10 protein-coding genes and 1 pseudogene are annotated in these 18,955 nt (G+C 50.5%); all 11 read right to left on the reverse strand.

Annotation, left to right across the window (positions count from 1 at the left end):
- Positions 1–127: 127 nt before the first annotated feature.
- On the reverse strand, positions 128–904 hold the full coding sequence (locus QZ310_RS02685; RefSeq protein ID WP_297070095.1) for a Rossmann-like and DUF2520 domain-containing protein: 777 nt from the start codon (positions 902–904) through the stop codon (positions 128–130).
- Between the two features lie 8 nt (positions 905–912).
- Positions 913–1,437 carry a nitroreductase family protein gene (locus QZ310_RS02690; protein ID WP_297070097.1) on the reverse strand — a complete coding sequence of 175 codons (525 nt, stop codon included), beginning with the start codon at positions 1,435–1,437 and terminating at the stop codon, positions 913–915.
- A 64-nt stretch (positions 1,438–1,501) separates the two neighbouring features.
- The gene (locus tag QZ310_RS02695) at positions 1,502–2,455 is read right to left on the reverse strand and encodes an SPOR domain-containing protein (RefSeq protein ID WP_297070099.1); all 954 of its coding nucleotides are present in this window, start codon (positions 2,453–2,455) and stop codon (positions 1,502–1,504) included.
- 338 nt (positions 2,456–2,793) lie between these two features.
- Positions 2,794–4,155 (reverse strand): annotated as a pseudogene (locus QZ310_RS02700) (glycoside hydrolase family 125 protein); the annotation flags it as partial.
- A 98-nt stretch (positions 4,156–4,253) separates the two neighbouring features.
- Complete coding sequence (locus QZ310_RS02705; RefSeq protein WP_297070101.1) at positions 4,254–6,554, reverse strand: GH92 family glycosyl hydrolase; 2,301 nt, start codon at positions 6,552–6,554, stop codon at positions 4,254–4,256.
- Positions 6,554–9,049 carry a DUF4965 domain-containing protein gene (locus QZ310_RS02710; RefSeq protein WP_297070103.1) on the reverse strand — a complete coding sequence of 832 codons (2,496 nt, stop codon included), beginning with the start codon at positions 9,047–9,049 and terminating at the stop codon, positions 6,554–6,556. Before QZ310_RS02710 ends, QZ310_RS02705 begins: the two co-directional genes overlap by 1 nt.
- 157 nt (positions 9,050–9,206) lie before the next feature.
- Positions 9,207–10,022 carry a DUF3823 domain-containing protein gene (locus tag QZ310_RS02715; RefSeq protein ID WP_297070105.1) on the reverse strand — a complete coding sequence of 272 codons (816 nt, stop codon included), beginning with the start codon at positions 10,020–10,022 and terminating at the stop codon, positions 9,207–9,209.
- A 36-nt stretch (positions 10,023–10,058) separates the two neighbouring features.
- Positions 10,059–12,140, reverse strand: a complete 2,082-nt coding sequence (locus QZ310_RS02720; protein ID WP_297070107.1) for a RagB/SusD family nutrient uptake outer membrane protein — start codon at positions 12,138–12,140, stop codon at positions 10,059–10,061.
- 33 nt (positions 12,141–12,173) lie between these two features.
- The gene (locus QZ310_RS02725) at positions 12,174–15,341 is read right to left on the reverse strand and encodes a TonB-dependent receptor (RefSeq protein WP_297070109.1); all 3,168 of its coding nucleotides are present in this window, start codon (positions 15,339–15,341) and stop codon (positions 12,174–12,176) included.
- Between the two features lie 23 nt (positions 15,342–15,364).
- On the reverse strand, positions 15,365–16,822 hold the full coding sequence (locus tag QZ310_RS02730) for a glycoside hydrolase family 76 protein (protein WP_297070111.1): 1,458 nt from the start codon (positions 16,820–16,822) through the stop codon (positions 15,365–15,367).
- Positions 16,823–16,941: 119 nt separating this feature from the next.
- Positions 16,942–18,750, reverse strand: coding sequence for a carboxypeptidase-like regulatory domain-containing protein (locus tag QZ310_RS02735; RefSeq protein ID WP_297070113.1), 1,809 nt, complete (start codon positions 18,748–18,750; stop codon positions 16,942–16,944).
- Positions 18,751–18,955: the final 205 nt, after the last annotated feature.

Genomic DNA, 18,955 nt, shown 5'->3' on the forward strand with positions numbered 1-18,955 from the left:
CATCAGAAACTTCACCATTCCCCCTATCACGCATCCCTCAAAAACCGAATCTCTAACCTCCAACTCCCTCCTCAGACCATGAAACACGCCTATTTCCCGCGCTATTTCCAAGCCTTAAATCCTGAAATCACCCCTTTCTACGCTCCATTATGCACTCCGAGAGCAGGCGGTAGATTTCCTTCTCACGTCCGTCGAGCAGGGCAAGATGTGCATCCACAATTCGGCGGTCGCCACGCGCTGCCGGCCCAGTCTGCGAGGCGCCGGGGGTGTTCACCATCGCCTTGCGCAGAGTCTCTTCGAGCAAAGGACGCAACACGTCAAACGGCAGATTGTCCTTTGCAAGAAGCTCTGCGGCCAATGTCCACAAGTAGTTCGTGAAATTGCAGGCAAACACAGCGGCCACATGCATCTTTTTGCGTGTCTCGCTGTCGGCATGATAGACAGACTTGAACAGCACCGACGCGAAACGCCTTATCTCCTCCTCCACCTGCGGCGAAAAACCTTCGATAAAAAGCGGAACCTCAGCCACATCCAGCTCAACACCTTTCGAGAATGTCTGCAAAGGATAGAACACTCCATGGCGCTCAGAAGCCCCCGCAAGTGCCTCCATCCCCACCGAGCCTGAGGTGTGAAGCACAAGAGCACCGGTCCGTGGCAGTGAGTCAACAACAGCAGTGATGGCATCGTCGGCCACACTGATAAGATAGATGTCGGCATCATTCACAATCTCTTCAAGGCTGCCTGCAGCGACCGCCCCGGGAATACGGGAAGCAAGCGCAGAGGCCGACTCAAGGCTACGGCTGCAGACTTGGACTATATCTCCGGCACCTGCAAAAAAAAGAGCCGGAGCGATATGTGAGGCCACATTTCCCGCTCCGACAATTACTATCTTCGGTTTTGTCATAAACTATATCAGAATTTTCCGATGTGGACATTCTCCCACTTGAGCTTTTCAACATCCTGCGGCTTGCGCTGCTCATCCTTATGGCCGAATGTCAGGATGCAGACCACAGGACAGGTCTCCGGAATCCCGAGCGCCTCACGGACATACTCATCGGAAGGTGTGCCATCGGCCGCAAAACGGTCACGGACCTGAATCCAGCATGAACCGAGACCAAGGGCGGCAGCCTGCAACTGCATGAAAGAAGCTGCGACAGACGCATCCTCAATCCAAGGCTCAGTGGCAGTCGAATCAACGGCAACCACCACAGCAAGCGGACATTTGGCAATCGGTCCGGCTCCCATGGCCTTACACTGGCTAAGACGCAGAAGCATATCGGCATCCTCGACCACGACAAACTGCCATGCACGCGAACTTTTTGATGTCGGAGCAAGGAGACCCGCTTCAAGTATGAGCTTCACATCTTCGGGATCAATCTTGTCGGATGTGTAACGGCGTATGCTGCGGCGATCGATAAGGAGCTGATGAAAATCCATTGGAGGAACAGGTATTTAAAACAAATGAGAGGTAAAAATAATCTTGAATAAAAATGAGAGACAATCAGCGGCGGCAGACCCACACACTCGGATAACGGTCCGAAAGCGAACCGGCAAGCGCACGGGCTTCGTTGATGGTCGATGCTGAGGCGGCATAGATTCTATAGTTGCCTTCCATCTCGATGATGCGGAGCGAATCGTCGGCCATCTGAGCGATGTGGCGACGAGCTGTCTTTTCATTCGGGAACGATGCGACAACAAGAAGATAGCGTCCGGGCTCTTCGGCATCAGCGACCATGCTTTCAGCCTCCTGCGGAGCAGCCGTCTCCACCTCTGCCGGTGGCATCGCGATATTGAGCAGAATCTCACGCGAAACGGAAACGGTCGAATCAATCACACGCTCGATGTGGGTGCTGATACCGGTGTCAAGCGAAGCGAAATTGACGCGCGGACCGTTCACAAGACTTGTGGTCGAGTAAAGTATTCCCAGACCGACCATGACAGCCACAATGGAAGCCACAATCTTCAACGGGAAGGGAATCACTACCGGCTGACGGTCAGCACGAGCAACCTTCTCCTCCTCATCATCGTTGAATCCGAGACGATTTATCGCCAGAGGCTGAAGACCATCAAGAGCGCGAAGCGGCAGAGAATCCATTGCAGGCTCGAAGACCGGAAGATCCGTATTGCTATCCTGACGGAAAACGCCGAGACGGCCGATATGAACCTCGCCCGACATGCGCATCTGATGCAACAAGGATGCAAGGCCATTGTCAAGGGCAGAACGCGCGGCCTCGATGCTTATACCCTCACGGCGCGAGATGCTGCCAAGGAGGAGAGCGTCGTTATGGCGTACTTCCGGATTGAAGCCGAGACTGCGCGACGGCGGGAGGAAAATCCCTGCCGACGCATCATAGCGGGCAGCTTCATGGTTAATCATGAAAGCACCGAAACCGGGCACCACGACACAATCATGGTGCATCAGAAGATATTCTATATGTTGCGCTATGTCAATCACAATGCAAAGTTACTAAACTTCCACCATCCCTGCAAGCCCCCACCCCAAAAATCACCTACCGAAAAAAGTGTGTAGAGTCCAACAGCAAATGCAAAGTTAAGCGATTTTTCTCGATGATTGCTTAACTTTGCATTTGCTGTTGGACTCTACAATTCAACGTTAATCAATAGACCTCCTACTTTTTGCTTATCATCATTTTAATGATTTAAAGAACTTATATGGTTTTTTCGGTTTCTGCTTTTTTCTTTTTACAAAAAAATAACTTGCGCACCAAAAAAATTAAGGCCCACAAGTTACAATTCACTATGATTTAGCCACTTACATTTTTAGTATTGTCGTCAGAAGATGCTGTTAAGGAGGTCGATTTTACCCTCATTGACAAGTTTGAGGATTAGCTCTCCGAAAAGAGTGTTTTGCCATGCAAACCAGGGTCGGGTGAAATTGGCGGGGTTATCTTTGTGGAATGATTCATGCATGAATCCGGTATCGGCATCAGTTTCCATGAGCATTTTCACACATTCTTTTATCTCTCCATCATCGGTAGAGGTGAAAGCTTTCATCATTATACTCATGGGCCATATCATATCGTAGCCGATGTGCGGGCCACCTATACCTTCGCCGGCACTTCCTTTGAAGAAATAAGGATTGGCGTCGCTCCACACGAAGCGGCGTGTATTCTGATAAACCGGATCATTGACATCCACATCACCGAGATATGGCATGGCAATAAGACTCGGGACATTGGCATCGTCCATCAGCAGATGATTACCGAAGCCATCGACCTCAAAAGCATAAATCTCCCCATATTGGGGATGGTTGTAGACGGCATAGGTCCTCAATGCTGTCTCAACCTCATCGGCAAGCGCATCACACTCAGATGCCAGATCATCCCTACCATTCACTTTCATCAGAATCTTCGCTGATTTGCGCAGACTGGAGACCGCAAAAAAGTTGGATGGTATGAGAAACTGAAAAGTCGTCGCATCGTCAGAGGGGCGGAAGGCTGACGCAATGAGACCTACCGGCTTCACGGGGTTACCGAGACCATCGTTGGTCATCGTGTCGAGCGCACGCTCCGTCACACGCTGAAACTTATAGGCCCCTACCCCGTCCTTGCGCTGCTGCGCGCGGAAAGTCGAAAGGACGTTGGCAATCGCCCGCAACCATTCATCACCGAATATACTTGCATCTCCGGTTTCAAGCCAATATTGATAGGCCAAGCGAATCGGGTAGCACAGTGAATCAATCTCCCACTTGCGTTCATGAAGCTCCGGCCTCATGTCTGTCATGTCCGTCATCCAATGGCCGTCAGGGATAGCACCATCGTTGAAGGCATTGGCATACGGATCAATATTGATACACTTGAACTGGCGGAGGATAACCCCTGCGAGCATCCGCTGAAGCTCCTTGTCGGATTTGGCAAGCTGAACGTATGGCCACACTTGAGCGCCCGAGTCACGAAGCCACATGGCATGAATGTCGCCAGTATATACAAATGTATCAGGCTCACCATTCTCTCCGGTCCGATAGTGCACAGTCGTGTCGAGAGTATTCGGAAAGCAATTTGTGAACATCCACACAAGTTTCGGATTTTTCAGCAGTTTACTGACGCGCTTAATCTCGGCTTCGACAGCCTTCGACTTGAAAAGGCGATCGGGCTCGGCCGGACGGTTGTCAGTTTTTATAGCATCTGCCGCACAGACATTGCGCGGGAGCGACAGATTTGCGCCTAAGGTGTCAAAAGAGCCGAAAAGGGTGGCGGACAGAGCCGCCACACCGAAATATTTCAATACTTGATTCATTTTACTGCCAGTTTCTTTACATCGTTGGAGAATGAATACGGGAATGCCGACGGATGTGTACCGCGACCGGTATTGGGTGCCGATGCCATCTTGAAATCTATATCACCACCGGCTGTCAGCTCCTTGTGAGTGAAATAATTACGTTTATGCTTATGTCCATTTAGAATCACGTCATCCACATAGCGGTTGATCCGGCTATTGTCAGCCGCCGTAATCTTCACCGTCTTGCCGTTCTCAAGATTAAGAACCATATTTTTGAAACACGGTGTGCCGATGACATATTCGTCCGTGCCCGGGCAAACCGGATAGAAGCCCATAGCAGAGAAAACATACCAGGCAGAGGTCTGACCGTTGTCCTCGTCACCGCAATAACCGTCGGGGGTGGCAAAATACATCTTGTCCATGACATCACGCACCCAATACTGCGTCTTCCAAGGCTGTCCGGAGTAATTATAGAGATAGAGCATGTGTTGGATCGGCTGATTGCCATGAGCATAATTTCCCATGTTCATTATCTGCATCTCACGGATTTCGTGGATGACACTGCCATAATAGCTCTCATCAAACACCGGCGGGACATTCATCACAGAGTCAAGCATATTGTTGAACTCATCGCGTCCACCAATAAGATCTATAAGGCCCTGCGGATCATGGAATACCGACCACGAGTAGTGCCAGCTATTACCCTCGGTGAAAGCATCGCCCCACTTCAGAGGATTGAACGGAGCCTGAAACGAACCGTCCTCGTTGCGTCCGCGCATAAGCTTGTGTTCCGCATCGAAAAGGTTCTTATAGTTCATGGCCCGCTGTGCATATATCTTCAGCTCTTTTTCCGGCTTGTTGAGGGCCTTTCCGAACTTATATATACACCAGTCATCATAGGCATATTCAAGTGTGCGTGCCGCATTCTCTTTGATTCCGACATTGTAGGGAACATAACCGAGTTTGTTGTAATACTCATGTCCGAGACGGCCGGTGGACGGAACACTCGGATGAACTGCATTAGCGCCATGTGTCACAGCCTCCCAAAGCGTCTCGGCGTCATAGCCGCGCAGACCTTTGAGATAAGCGTCGGCCACAACCGATGCGGAGTTGTTGCCCACCATACAACCTCTGTGACCGGGGCTTGCCCATTCAGGAAGGAAACCGCTTTCCTTGTAGGCATTCACAAGACCGTCCTGCATCTTGGCATTCATTGAAGGATACATGAGATTGAGGAAAGGGAAAAGACAGCGGAATGTATCCCAGAAACCTGTATCGGTAAACATATAACCTGCAAGCACCTTGCCATTGTAAGGGCTGTAGTGCACCACGTTGCCCTCAGCATCAATCTCGTAGAAGCTGCGCGGGAAAAGTACCGAACGGTAAAGGCAGGAATAGAACGTCCGCAGCCTGTCAATGTCGGTATCCTCAACATCAATGCGTCCGAGGACTTCGTTCCATGTCTCACGGGCCTTCCCTTTCACCGTCTCGAAGTCGTCATTTCCAAGCTCCTTAAGGTTGATCTCCGCCTGCTCGGGGCTGATGAATGAAGAGGCGACACGGGCGTTGACAATCTCACCTCTGCGGGTCTTGAAACCGATGATCGCACCTGCATGTGAAGCCTCCGCAGAAACCGATGATGCGTCAATCTTACCGTCAGTCACTGATGCGGTGTAGGTGAAAGGCTTGTCAAACTCAATCACAAAGTAATTCTTGAAATTCTCAGGGACACCGCCATTGTTTTTGGTAGTGTAGCCAACGATTTTGTTTTCACCGGAGATTACTGTGACCGACGAGCCATTGTCAAGCGCATCGACAACGACGTATGATCCGTCACACTCCGGAAAAGTGAAGCGGAAGATTGCCGCACGTTCTGTCGGAGTAATCTCGGTCACAACATCATGCTCCGCGAGATATGCGCGGTAATAGTAAGGCGTGGCAACCTCGGCCTTGTGTGAGAACCAGCTCGCACGCTCATCCTCATCAAATACCGGTTTGCCTGTGACGGGCATGATGACGAACTGCGCATAGTCATTAATCCAGGGACTGGGCTGATGCGTCTGTTTGAAACCGCGCAACTTGTCGGCATCATAAGTATAGGCCCATCCGTCGCCCATCTTGCCGGTCTGGGGTGTCCAGAAATTCATGCCCCACGGAAGGGCTACAGCCGGATAAGTGTTACCGGTTGAAAGCGAGTGTTTCGACTGCGACCCGACAAGGGTATTTACATAATCTACAGGCGACTCCACCGCCATTACGTCGGTGACCATACCGGTCACCAACGCTATGATTGCAGATGCTATATATCTCTTCATTACTTGTTATCCTTATTTTTATTGTCAAGCATTTTGATAAAGTAACCTCCGACCACGGCACGGGCCTTGAAACCACGGCGGTTCTGACTGTCGGTAAACACCCAATCGCTCATAGGCACACGGTCGATGGTCTCGTTGTAGAATGAATGGAGCGGAGTGATGAAAGCCTCAAACGATTCCTGATCAGGAGCCATTGTAGCTGTCCATACAATCCAGTCGGACTTGGTGTAAGTCTCGCGGTTGTCAAGAGGCAGACCGTACTTGTTCTGCTTGTTCTTATAGTATGCAATCTCTGTGGGGATGATATTTTCAGGGAATACATTCAGTCCGAGGAGCTTGTCCCACACAATGTTGTATTTCTGGCTCCAAGTGCCCTCCTTGTCAAATGTAAGCCTGTAGTGGTCACCGTCATTAGCCATCTCTTCCCATTTCAGGGCGTAGTCGCGGGCTATCGCATAATATTTCTCTGCGACCTCATTCATGCCTTGCATCTCGGCCATCTGAGCGTATGCAGCGATTGCCACAATAGCTTTGGCTGAAAGATTCACATTGTGAGCGAAATGACCGGCGAAATCATCAGTGCACAGTTGATTTTCCGGATCAAGACCGTATTCCACAAGGTAATCAACCCAGGTGGTCAACATCGGCCAGTGCTTTTCGGCATATCCGGCATTTCCCTCCTGCTGACAGACTGCATCAGTGATGATAATCATGTTGCCACCCTCTTCAACCGGCATGTCGCCACCGTAGGTCTGACCATTGGCCTGGGGATAGGTTCCGACATCATGCGCGGGGAAAGGTTTATTCCAACGTCCGCTCTCGCTGTACTCATAGATGTGGTTCATCAGCCCTTTGGCAAGCTCGGTATTGTAATATAAGAAAATCGGAGCTGAGGGATAAGTGATGTCGACCGTGCCGATTGAACCGTTGCTGTCATTCTCCTTAGAGAGCCACAGAAGTTCACCCGAGGGAGACTCGACGAGCTTGTGGGCAGCAAGTATCTGACGGTATGCGAGAGCGCAGAGCTCGGCATATTTTTTGCCTCCGGCCGCAGCGGCATCCTCCATTAGCTTCTTGTCGAAAGCATAGCAACGGTCAATGAGCTGTTCATACTCGGCATTTGCTGCTGCAAACTGACTTTCGATTGTCTTGTCTCCTCTCCGGTTCCAATATGGGCGCAGATTCTCACCGAAATACTGGATGGAATAAATGTCATCGTAACCGACCATAATCTTACCGGCGGCTTCCCTGACATTTCCCAAATCACAGACGAGAGCCATCTGCCCGTCAGAGTTCTCGCCGGTCACTTTTTCGGAAAGCTTCGTACCATTGACGAAATTGGCGCGCAGCTCCTCGCCAGAACCGACTCCGTAGCTGACATTCCCGACAGGAGCGGACATGTAAAAATGACCCCAGTCAATCCTTACATGGTCTCCAGTCTTTGCAAGAATATTCTGGTCCTTGCTACCGCTTTTCAAGAACACAAGACCATCCTTTTCGTAGGCCTCTGTAGTTGAAGCCTGATATGGCTGGTCGAGAGCCCAACGAGGCGATGCCTCAAAATAAATCTCAACATCATGGGCCTTCCCATCAGTCGAATTAACGTCATAGCTCACATAGTTGACAGGACGGCTGAGGAGGTCGAGATCATCCATAAACATGGGCGCTGAGAACGACAGGGCAAGGTCGACATCACCACAGGTAAATGTATAGTGGGTCTGTGTTGCCTGCACATCGACCGAGGTCTGAACAGCGGTGTTGTCAAACACAGTGTGAAGATTCTTGGGGATAAGAAGACCGAAGTCGAGCAGGCCGTTTCCAACCGGATTCACACATTCGGCCGAAATGAGATTCTCACCCTCCTTGAGCGCCTTGCGGGCCGCTCCGGAAAGTTTCACTATTTTATTTTTATTACATGTGCTTCCGGTGCTGTAAGCCTCGACACCGTTTATATAAAACACAGCGTCATCGTCATTTGAAAATTCAAGATAGACAGGGAGGTCTGCAATATCGCGGTCAATGTTGACGGTGCGGCGTACCCAGATATTGGGTGTACCCCACTGTGTCTTTGCTGTCGGTTCATTCTCCTTAGTGCCGAAAGCACCACGGTCACTTTTCCACTTGGAATCGTCGAATGAAACCGAGGTCCAATCGGATGCAGGTTTCTCTGTGGTGTAGCGACCTGTCCAGTCACCCTGTTCGGATGTCGGAACAAGAGGAGTCATCTCAACCTCCTCCACACCCATGAAACGATACGGGACTCCGTCGACCTTCAACACACCGAGGAAAGGAAACTCTTTCGCGGTCCAATGTTGCACGGATGAGTCATAAAGCGTATCGCTTGCCGACCATGCGCTCGTATAGGGGTCAATGGTCACAAGAGGATAGGCCGGAGCTCTGAGATCATTTTTTATCACATCATGCGCAGTTCTGTGGGAACAGCTACATGAGAAAATACATGGAACAATAAATGCCGATAATATCAGTTTATTCATGACTATAGTTTCTGTTTGTGACTTTGATTTGTTGGGAAAAATGCAAAGAGATGCGTTTCACAGGCCATCGGGAGCGGGGAATTTACCGTTGAGGGTTAATAATCCACCCGCTCCTGACAGACTGATGAAAAAATTAGCGGGAATTATCAGATTATATTCACGGAATCATGACTTCCATGGGTGCGCTGTAGTTCCAGCGTCGTGTACCGCTTCCGACAGGAGTGTCGAAATTGATGCGGGCGGCGGCACGGACAAATACTTTGCGTCCGGAAGGTATGTCGCCGATAGAATTGATGGTCACAGGTTTTCCAAGGAGTGCGTTGAACTCATTGCCTGAATACTCGATTTTATTTGACCAACGGTCATCACGCGCACGGTAACCGACTGAGGGTGAATAGCTGACAAAGAGTTGAATATCCGTCACATTAAGATAGGAGTCATCCCATGCGCCCATCGGTTCAATCTTGTCGCGGAAAATCTGATCGGAAACACCGCGCTCAACCACGACTTTGGCTTTGATGACACCATTGCTTACCACAGGGTCACCGTCAAATCTGACATTGAGGAATGGCTGTACCTTAATAGTCAACTCCTTCTTACCGTTCAGTTTGATTATGGGCGACTCATCAGCAAGCGGAGTTCCATTCTCAGTCTCACGGACAAGGGGAATGAAAGGTCCGTCGAAACGGCAGTAGTATTCACCCTTGAAGAGCTTTGTGTTGCGGAATGAACCGTCAGCCATGCAGTAGAAATCGGGATTGTGTTGCACATTGTCTCCCCAGCTCAATTCGGTCAGACGGACACGGATGCCTTCGCTGCCCTGATCGGTGAGCACAGGGTCGCCTGTAAGGACATCGACCACCTTGCCTTCGAGCGTGCAATCGGGCTCGTCATAGTTATCAACCTTGAAAACATCGCAGGAACTCAACATACAGAGTGCTCCAAGAATGCCGGCATATAATTTGAATTTCATGATTTTATTGCTGTTTTTAGATTTTTGGAAAGGGAGTTAACGGTTGGGCTGCTGGTCAATGACAGGACTTTTAGAAACTTCACCACCCGGGATTTCAAAGTAATAGTCGAGAGCTGAGTAAGAGAATGTCTTGTCATTGGGAGCATACTGATAGTGAATATCGAAGAAATATTTGCCGTCCTGAGCTGAATAGAATGGATAGATGCCGCGCAGACGATATTGCTGCTGGTTGCTATAGCGGTTCTTGTCGCGGTTTTCACCCCAGAATCCATCGCGACCTTCATAGTGCTGCACACGCCAGCGACGGAGATCCCATTTTGCAATGTGTTCGAAAGCAAGTTCCTTGCGGCGCTCTTTGCGGACAATATTGCGGCTATTCTCGTTGCCTGTGAGGGCGGAAGTCAGGAGGATTGCACCTGCACGCTCACGGATGTCATTGACAGCATTGGTCGCAACTTCAAGCATATTGGTTCCATCCGGCGATGGTGCACCGGCCATTGAAAGCTCGACGGCAGCCTCTGCAGCGTTGAGAAGCACCTGGGCATAGCGCATGAGGATGAAATGCTGCTCCGATTTTCCTTCTCCGGTAACATCCGCCGAGAGATCCTCATTGAGCCACTTGCGGCAGAATATACCTGTCATGGCGCAACCGCCGTCATCATAGAAGGGACCGTTTTCTCCTGCCGCATTGATGGTACTTCCGTCGGGAAGCGTCACGGGCACTGCGAACTGCTGACCAAGGTCAAGGGGTTTCGCGGCGACAATGAGTGTGGGATTCTCACCCTGAGCAATGTCAAGCTGCTGATATTTCGGGCTGAAAGCCTTGTCGTAGGAATAGTCGTTGAACAGGGGCTTGATTGGAGTTGAGCCGGTGTAGACACCGGTGCGGATTTCAATGGTCTTACCTCTGAAGTTGTCACCGGGGAGGATGGCGTATGCCTTCAGACGCGGTTCCACATTCTTGTAGATACCGTCGGGTCTATCATACATAATATATGTGCCCTCGGTGTTCGAGTTGCCGGTTGTCACCTTTATTGTTCCGTCGGGATAACGATCGAAACCGTCGAAAAGCTCGCAGAAATCTTCGGTGATGTTCTGACCGCAACAGAGAGGTGCACCGAAACCTCGGGGAAGATTGTAGGCATCTATCGCATGGGTCGAGGTCGGATAGAGATACTCGCGGACGAAGATGTTCTCGCTGCTGGTCTTGTCGGTGAGCATATCGCGAAGATTCTGCACCATCGCATCGGGATCATTTGCAGCCCACTTATTTTTGTAGAGCGAATAACCGCCGTTGCGGATTACCTCCGAAGCAGCTTTGTATGCTTCCGAGAAGTAGCGGGTCGAAGCGGCCTGCCATCTGCTTTGGTCGAAACCGATGACGCGGACTCCGGTCTTGGATCCGAGACCTGTGAGACGGCCTGTCACTGTCTCATTGTATTTCGCCACCGAACCGGCATAAAGACCGGCCTGCGACTTATAGGCAAGCGCGACATACTTGTTTGCGTAGCCCGACTTGGGACTCTTCGGCATCATGAGGTCGGCTGCCATCTGGAAGTCGGCAAGAATCTGGTCCCATGTATCCTCCTCGCTCGCACGGGGTACCTCAAGAGTCGAGGCTTCAGCAGGATAGTCGATGACGTGTGTCACCAGAGGAATACCACCGAAACGACGTGCGAGAGCATAGAAAACGGTAGCGCGGACAAAGTAGGCCTCACCGAGATAGTGATTATAGAGAATCTCAGCGAAATTGTGTTTGTAGGACGGAAGTGTCTCGATGAGATAGTTGGCATCATGAAGTTCCTGAAAAGCCTCTCCCCAATAAGGATTTGACTCACCGGTGAACGCGCGACAGACGCCATCGCGGTTGAGACATTCGCCCGAGCCGTCCCACCCGAAGCCTGCAAGCCATCCCTGACGGTTCAGGCCTTCATCGGGACGATATTTGAAATCCTCGAAGGGCATATAGCTGTAGAGGCGCGCCATGTAGATGTCCATACCCGACTCACTGGTGAGAAGATCATCGGAAGTGACTATATTTTTCGGTGGTATATCCATGTCCTGACATGAGCTTAACACTGCCAGACCGAGGATTGCCGATGCTATTATCTTTTTCATATATGATAATCTGTTGTGGTTTCTTGATTAAGGTTAGAATGAAACGTTGAGACCGAAAGTGAAGGTCTTGTTGAGTGGATACATGCGTCCGAGGTCATCATCAGGATGCTCCGGGTCTACGAATTTGACCTTTGTGAAGGTCAGGAGGTTGTAGGCGTTGAAATAGAGGCGCATGTCAACCGTGCGTGTGAGATGGCGGGGGATTGTGTAGCCAAGTTCGATGCTCTTCAAGCGGAGGTAGTCGGTGCTCACGCGATTGTAAGCTGAATTTGACATTGCATAGCGACCGGTGTAGGCGTAGTAACCGGGAATCCATTTAATCGAGGGGTCCCAAGGATCGGCGTTGGGGTCGGCCGGATGCCAGCGGTCAGTGTACTGTTCGAGAACGCCACCTCCGTTGTCACCCCAGATCTCGCGGAGAGGTTCCTTATATTCCATCGAACCGAGTGCGGAACCCTGCCAGAGCATACTGAAATCCCAGTCACGCCACTGGGTGGAAACACTGAGCGAATAGTTCATCCACGGTGTCTGGTCGAATGCGTAAGGATGTTCATCAAGCGAGTTGATTTCACCGTCACCGTTCCAGTCCTCATAGATATAGTCGCCGGGGAGAGTATTGTTTTCAACATATTTGTTGTAGTTCCAGATTTGCTCCCAGCTTTCGAAGCGACCGCCTTCGGTGTAGCCGAACTGGACTCCCTGATAACGGTTGTTGAGGTTATCGTTGCGCCAGCGGTCGTATGAATTGGCCCAGGGGCCTTTCTGCACGGCTGTGAGATACTTGTTGCGGGTGACTGTCACGATACCCTTGACGTTGTAGTTGACAGTGCCGATGCGGTTGCGGTGTGAGAGTTCAAGCTCAAGGCCCAGATGCGCGTCGCTGTTGACGTTTTCAAGAGGAGCAGTCGCACCGACAACGGTGGGCATATCACCCGTGCGGCGTTCGAAAAGACCGGTACGTTTGCGATAGAAGTAGTCAAATGATGCTCCGAAAATGCCGTTGCGGAGTTCGAAGTCAACACCGAGGTCAAGAGTCCGTGACTTATACCACGAAAGGTTTGCATTGGGAATTGACTTTGGAGTGGCTGCGAAGATGAAGTTTCCGCCAAACACATAACCGGGTGAATAACCGTTGTAGTCACCATTGTTCATATTGTTTGAGGTAGCGGGATAGGTGTAGCCCATGGCCCATTCATAGTCGATACCGCTGTCATCGCCAAGTTCACCATAACTGCCACGGAGTTTGAGCTGGTTGACCAGACCGTTAACGTCGAGATCGCGGAAGAAAGGTTCCTCTGAGATTCTCCAGCCTGCCGACACGGAGGGGAAGAAGCCCCAGCGGTGTCCTTTGGCGAACTTTGACGAACCATCGTAGCGGAACTGTGCTTCAACCAGGTAGCGGTCATCGTATGAGTAGTTCACACGGCCGATGAGCGCGTTGTTGGCATACTCGTAGATGTGATCCTTGTCAGATGACATCGAACCCTCCTCACCATCCTTCACACCTGCGAAGAGATAAGGCATCGAGAAGGCGAGATCGCGCTGTGCATAGAAGTTGTCGCCCTTGCGGTTCTGTGCTTCCCAGCCGATGAGAGCGCCGACATGGTGGACGTTGTTGAATGTGCGGTTGTAGTTGAGAGTGAACTGCGAGAGCACCTGCTGCTTGTCATAGAACTCGCGACGGCTGCGGCTCGGTGAGCTTTCTCCGTAGATAATCTTGTCATAGCTGTCGGCAATCGGATCATAGCGGTAAAGGGAGTATTCCTTGCGGTAGTGCTCATTGTTGTCCATTCGGTAATCATAGCTGATGAGAGCCTTTGCCGTGAGCCCCTTAAGGGCTGAGAAGTATGCACCGAAATCGAAAGTGAGATTGGCTGATGACTCGAAAGTCTTCTGACGGTACTTTCTGTAACCGGATATGTCGGATGTCATTTCAGCCACGGTATTTTCATAGTCCTTCAGACCGGCATAGTTGAGCATCGTGTTGGCCTCATCCGCGTATGCGGGATTGAGGACACCCTGACGCCAGTAGTTGCGGATGATGTCCACTGCGCTTGTCCACGGAGTGTTGCGCTCATCAGCCATACCGGCGACGTTCGCGTCAAACTTGAGACCGCGGAGAATTTCAGTCGAGATATTGGCACGGAGATTATACTTGCTGTAATTGAGATCGCCCGACTTGAAGATACCCTCCTGATAGAAGTAGCCGAAGCTGACATAATACTGCGTGCGGTCGTTTCCGCCCGATATGCTCAGGTCGTGCTGGGTCTGGGGTGCGGTGTCGGCTATGATGAGGCTGTTCCAGTCGGTGGCACGGAGCGAACCGTTCCGGTAAGCATCGATGGTTTCCTGACTGAATACCGGAGAACCGCCGTTGATGTTGTTTTTGCGTTGCTCATTGACGATTGTCATCGCATCGACTGCATCGGCGAGTGCGGGCATACGGTTGGGCTTCTGAATTGTGTAGGAACCACTGTAAGAGACCGTAGTCTTACCTTTTGACCCACCCTTCGTGGTCACGAGAAGCACACCATTGGCAGCGCGCACACCATAGATGGCTGCGGATGCGTCCTTAAGAACCGAAATATCCTCGATGTCATTGGCATTGATGCGCTGGAAATCCTCAACCGTACGGGGGATACCGTCGATGACCACGAGTGGCGATCCCATGCCGCGGATGTCCATATTGTTGTTATAAGTACCCGGCTCGGAACTTTTCTGCCATACACGCACACCTGGGATACGACCTGTGAGCATGTTCTGCGGGTTTTCGTTTTTGGTCTTTATCATGTCGTCACCCTTAAGGCCGGACACTGCTCCTGTCACGGAACCTCGACGCTGGACACCGTAGCCGACCACCACTACTTCATCGAGCATCTTGCTATCGGTCGACATGACTATATTAATGGTGCTACGGTTATTGACGGCCTCCTCGATTGTTGAATAACCGATATAGGAGAAAACGAGAACTCCATCCGAAGGGACATTGATTGTATAGTTGCCGTCCATGTCGGTGACAACCGCCACTGTTGAATTCTTCACCGAGACGGTGGTGCCGATAAGGGGCTCGTTGCTCTCGTCGACCACTGTACCTGAAACAGACAGTGTCGTCTGCGCGAGGACTCCGGCCGGCAACAGCATCGCTACCAATACCATCATCACGGCTGCGAACCCGCTTTTGAAACTGTGTAACTTATTCATAATGGTTTTTTAATTTAAGATTTTCACTTATTAAGCTGATGGCGTGCGAGGACGGCATATTCAGCGGCATAACCGAACTCAAACATTGCCTCTGTATTGTTCTTTGCCTTATCGTAGTTCCAACCGACGAGAAGATTGGTCGGAAGCTGATGGTTTTTCCGGAAATTATCGTATGCATAGTCCAGATTCGCCTGGAAGGCGTCGGCACAGGTCGCTGCGTTGTTGTAGACGGGAGCTGCCTCAACGTATGCCCGCATAAGCACTCCGTCAAACCAAGGACGGAAACCGGTGATGTTGAAGGCATAGTGGTCGGGGATGACTGAACCGAGGGTTGCAAACTTGACGAAACTATTGTCAGTGAGCGCTTTTATGTCTGTGAGATAAGAAGCATCGGAGGTGACACGGTAGAGGTCCACAAGGCCCGAAAGTGTGCTGCCGCTATTGTAGGTGTAGTGTTCACCGACGCGGTCACGGAGCGATGAATGAGCGCGGTAAAGTTCACCATCCACTGTCTCATATTTGATGTTGCCTCCATTGTCATCACCACCCATCATGTCGGAATAGACACCGTTGGATGGGTCAAGAAGATGGCTCTTCTGCCAGTCGTAAGTTGCCTTGGCTATTTCAAGATAGCGGTCGGCTTTGGATTTAGTAACCTCGACACGCTTGTTGTCGGCATCAATAATCTTGTAGGTCAGCATGTCGGGCTTGCCCTTATAGATTTCATGGAGCCATACGAGCGGACTGATGATAGGGCCGTTGCTGCAGGCATGTTTCGTCACATAACCGGGTCCCCAGGTGAAACCGCCGTTTTCCTTGCCGTTCTCATCGAGGGTACAGTCCCAGCCGTCGAGGACGTAGGAGGTAAGGTATTCGGCTTTTTCGAGATACTTATTTTCTCCTGTCACATTATACGACTCGACCATCTCACGTATGAACCACATCTGATCGTCATACACATTGTGGATTCCTTCGGTGAAAGCTGCCCCGGGAGCAGAACCACGGTCGACACCGAGGACGTTCCATGTGTTGGTGCCTGTATATGATGTCAATGAGAATGAGCCACGGTAGTATTCCGCTCCCTCGACGAGCTTTGAGAGAAGTTCCTTGTAGCGTTCGAAATTGGCATCATAAAGTGATGAAGAGCCATTATCCTTAAGTGTTTTGAGCGAATGGAGCACAGCGTTGACGGCCTCGATGGAGCTGGTGTACATCCACACGCTTCCGAGTTCCTGTGACTTTTGGCCTGTGTGGGGATTGTAGTATCTCGACATAGCCATTGAGGTACCGGTGAAATAATTGTCGACTGCCGCATCGATAATCTCGATTGCCCGTCCGACATTCTGCTCCGCAAGGTTATCGCTTACGACAGGTTTGTCGGTAGATGAGCTATCAGGTCCATCGTTGTCATTGTCACTGCAAGCCGATGACATCAAGGCCAGCGACGAAAATACGACAGGTAATATTTTTTTTATAATCATAGCTGTTGGTATTTGATGGTTACAGGTAAGTTACTGATTTGTTTTGATATGTGGGGCCATGCCGTTGACACGGCCCCTTTCATATCTCCATTGATTATTATAGAAGTTAAATGCACTGCTTAATTCAGGTCTATGGCACGGAAAACAAGCTTGTTCTCATCTCCGTTTGCCTCACCCTTGAAGATGCCGATGGTAATCATCACGTTCTTGCCATTGAACTCTGAAAGGTCGTAGACAAACTTGGCATAATCATCGGGATGGCTCTTATCGCCGGACTCGTGGATGAACTTCCAGCATCCGTCTGCTGCGGCCTCTGCCATCTGGGCGGTGTTCTCGACCGGGGAGAGATGCTTGAGGGTGCCATCCTCGGTTATCGCCGTCATTTTGAAGAAAGTCGGGTTGGATGAGCTGAAGTTGCGGGTGGTGAGCGTCAATCGGTTGCTGCCCTCGGCGATTGCAAACTTGGCGTAGAAGTAGGCCTGCGGGAGTGTGGTGCTCACTGTCGCGTCCCCACCCTTGGTCTTGATAAGATAGCCTTCGGAGGGGAAGACCTCAGGATCTTTCTGAAGAGGCATGAACGACCAGTTGGCAGCCACATGGTTTTTCTCACGCCATTCACGATAACCGGGGAAGTAATTGTCACGGTTTCCACCGATTTCACACATTCCGGTGAAAGATTTTTTTGTATGAGGCATTGTCGAGCGTACCATTTCCATTGTCATCTGCCAACCGCTGAGGCCTTCGACCGGAGTACCCGGAAGCCATGACCAGAGGTCGTCGCCGATTGAATTGGCCGTGAAACGGATGGTACGGAGCACAAGCTGCTTCCAGTAGTCGCCGCTCTGCTGACGGAAGATACCTATTGCGATTATGACTTCCTTGCCATCGTAGGCACTGAGATCAAATTCACGATTAACGTATGGTTCGGAATTGAGGGTCTTGACACCTCCGATGAGAGTTGCCTTAGGTTCGGCCGCGCTGAGGTCGACAACCTGCACACCATAATATACCGGAGCATCATCGCTTGCGCTGTGTGTGCGGAGACTGAGCGTCATCGTATGGTTGTCAGGGGTGATGAGCTTGCTTCCATAGACAAATGAATCAAAGATTTCAAGGTTGGCAGGATTGTTACGCTGATCGTCAGAACTATTTCTTATCTGAAGAGTGGTTCCCTCGTTCTGTTCCTCCCATGTACCGGCAAAATCGAGAGTACACATGTAGTTGCAGGCCCAATCCCAATGGGGATAAGCATCGGCATTACGACCACCGCGATATTCATTGAAGAACCACTTGTCGGCCGAAATGAGATCATCTTTGGTCAGACCGCGCAGGAGTTCGGTCGAACCCATCGCCACATTTAATGTAGCTGTGCCGTCGACAAACATGTCCATACCGAGGTTGCGGCTTACGCTGGTGTAACCCTCCTTGGCAAAAGTTACTGTATAGTCTTTAATCGGGAGATTGTCGATTTCATACGAGCCATCCGCACCAGTGGTCACGCTTCGTGACGCACTGATGCTTACGGTAGCTCCCGCGAGCGGTGCGCCGCCGGCCTTGGAATCAGTCACGATCCCTCGGATCTTTGCTGCGGCATATTCCATTGTCGCCTTTATCGTGGCAACTTTTTCATCATTGAACTTTTTTGCATAAACAGTTACGCTCGCGGTCTGATAGTTTGCCTTAGAAAATGTAATTATATGTGAACCTATTGATATATTTTTGAGGGTGAAGGCTCCGAGCTCGTCAGTTGTGGCTGTGACCTCGGACTCATCGGTCGCTACGGTCACTCCCGCAAGGGGAGCATCGAACTCGTCAGTAACAGTTCCGGTCACTGTTCCGAAACCGGCAGGACCTTCATTTTTGTCATCATCTGAACAGGATTGGGCTACAGTTGCTATTCCAAGCATGAGAACTGTCAACCACACCATTTTTAAAACACTTTTTAATTTCATGGAGTATTAAGTTAAATTAATTCTGTTACTGAACTTAAAGAAGTGTGAGCGGAAAAATGGATTACATGGCATTTCTTTGCAGGTGATAGATTTTCGCTGCTCACGGTGCAAAATTGAAGCAACTGAGGTTATGTTATGGGTTAATTTGAGGTTAAATTGGTGAAAAAAGCATTAATCCTTG

The organism is uncultured Duncaniella sp. (assembly GCF_910577345.1).
In the GTDB taxonomy this organism is placed as follows: domain Bacteria; phylum Bacteroidota; class Bacteroidia; order Bacteroidales; family Muribaculaceae; genus Duncaniella.

Bases quoted from the DNA above. Each gene is read 5' to 3' on its own strand.
- QZ310_RS02735 (WP_297070113.1), bottom strand. From the start codon at position 18,750: ATGGTGTGGTTGACAGTTCTCATGCTTGGAATAGCAACTGTAGCCCAA.
- QZ310_RS02710 (WP_297070103.1), bottom strand. From the start codon at position 9,049: ATGAATAAACTGATATTATCGGCATTTATTGTTCCATGTATTTTCTCA.
- QZ310_RS02715 (WP_297070105.1), bottom strand. From the start codon at position 10,022: ATGAAATTCAAATTATATGCCGGCATTCTTGGAGCACTCTGTATGTTG.
- QZ310_RS02690 (WP_297070097.1), bottom strand. From the start codon at position 1,437: ATGGATTTTCATCAGCTCCTTATCGATCGCCGCAGCATACGCCGTTAC.
- QZ310_RS02730 (WP_297070111.1), bottom strand. From the start codon at position 16,822: ATGATTATAAAAAAAATATTACCTGTCGTATTTTCGTCGCTGGCCTTG.
- QZ310_RS02685 (WP_297070095.1), bottom strand. From the start codon at position 904: ATGACAAAACCGAAGATAGTAATTGTCGGAGCGGGAAATGTGGCCTCA.
- QZ310_RS02720 (WP_297070107.1), bottom strand. From the start codon at position 12,140: ATGAAAAAGATAATAGCATCGGCAATCCTCGGTCTGGCAGTGTTAAGC.
- QZ310_RS02725 (WP_297070109.1), bottom strand. From the start codon at position 15,341: ATGAATAAGTTACACAGTTTCAAAAGCGGGTTCGCAGCCGTGATGATG.
- QZ310_RS02705 (WP_297070101.1), bottom strand. From the start codon at position 6,554: ATGAAGAGATATATAGCATCTGCAATCATAGCGTTGGTGACCGGTATG.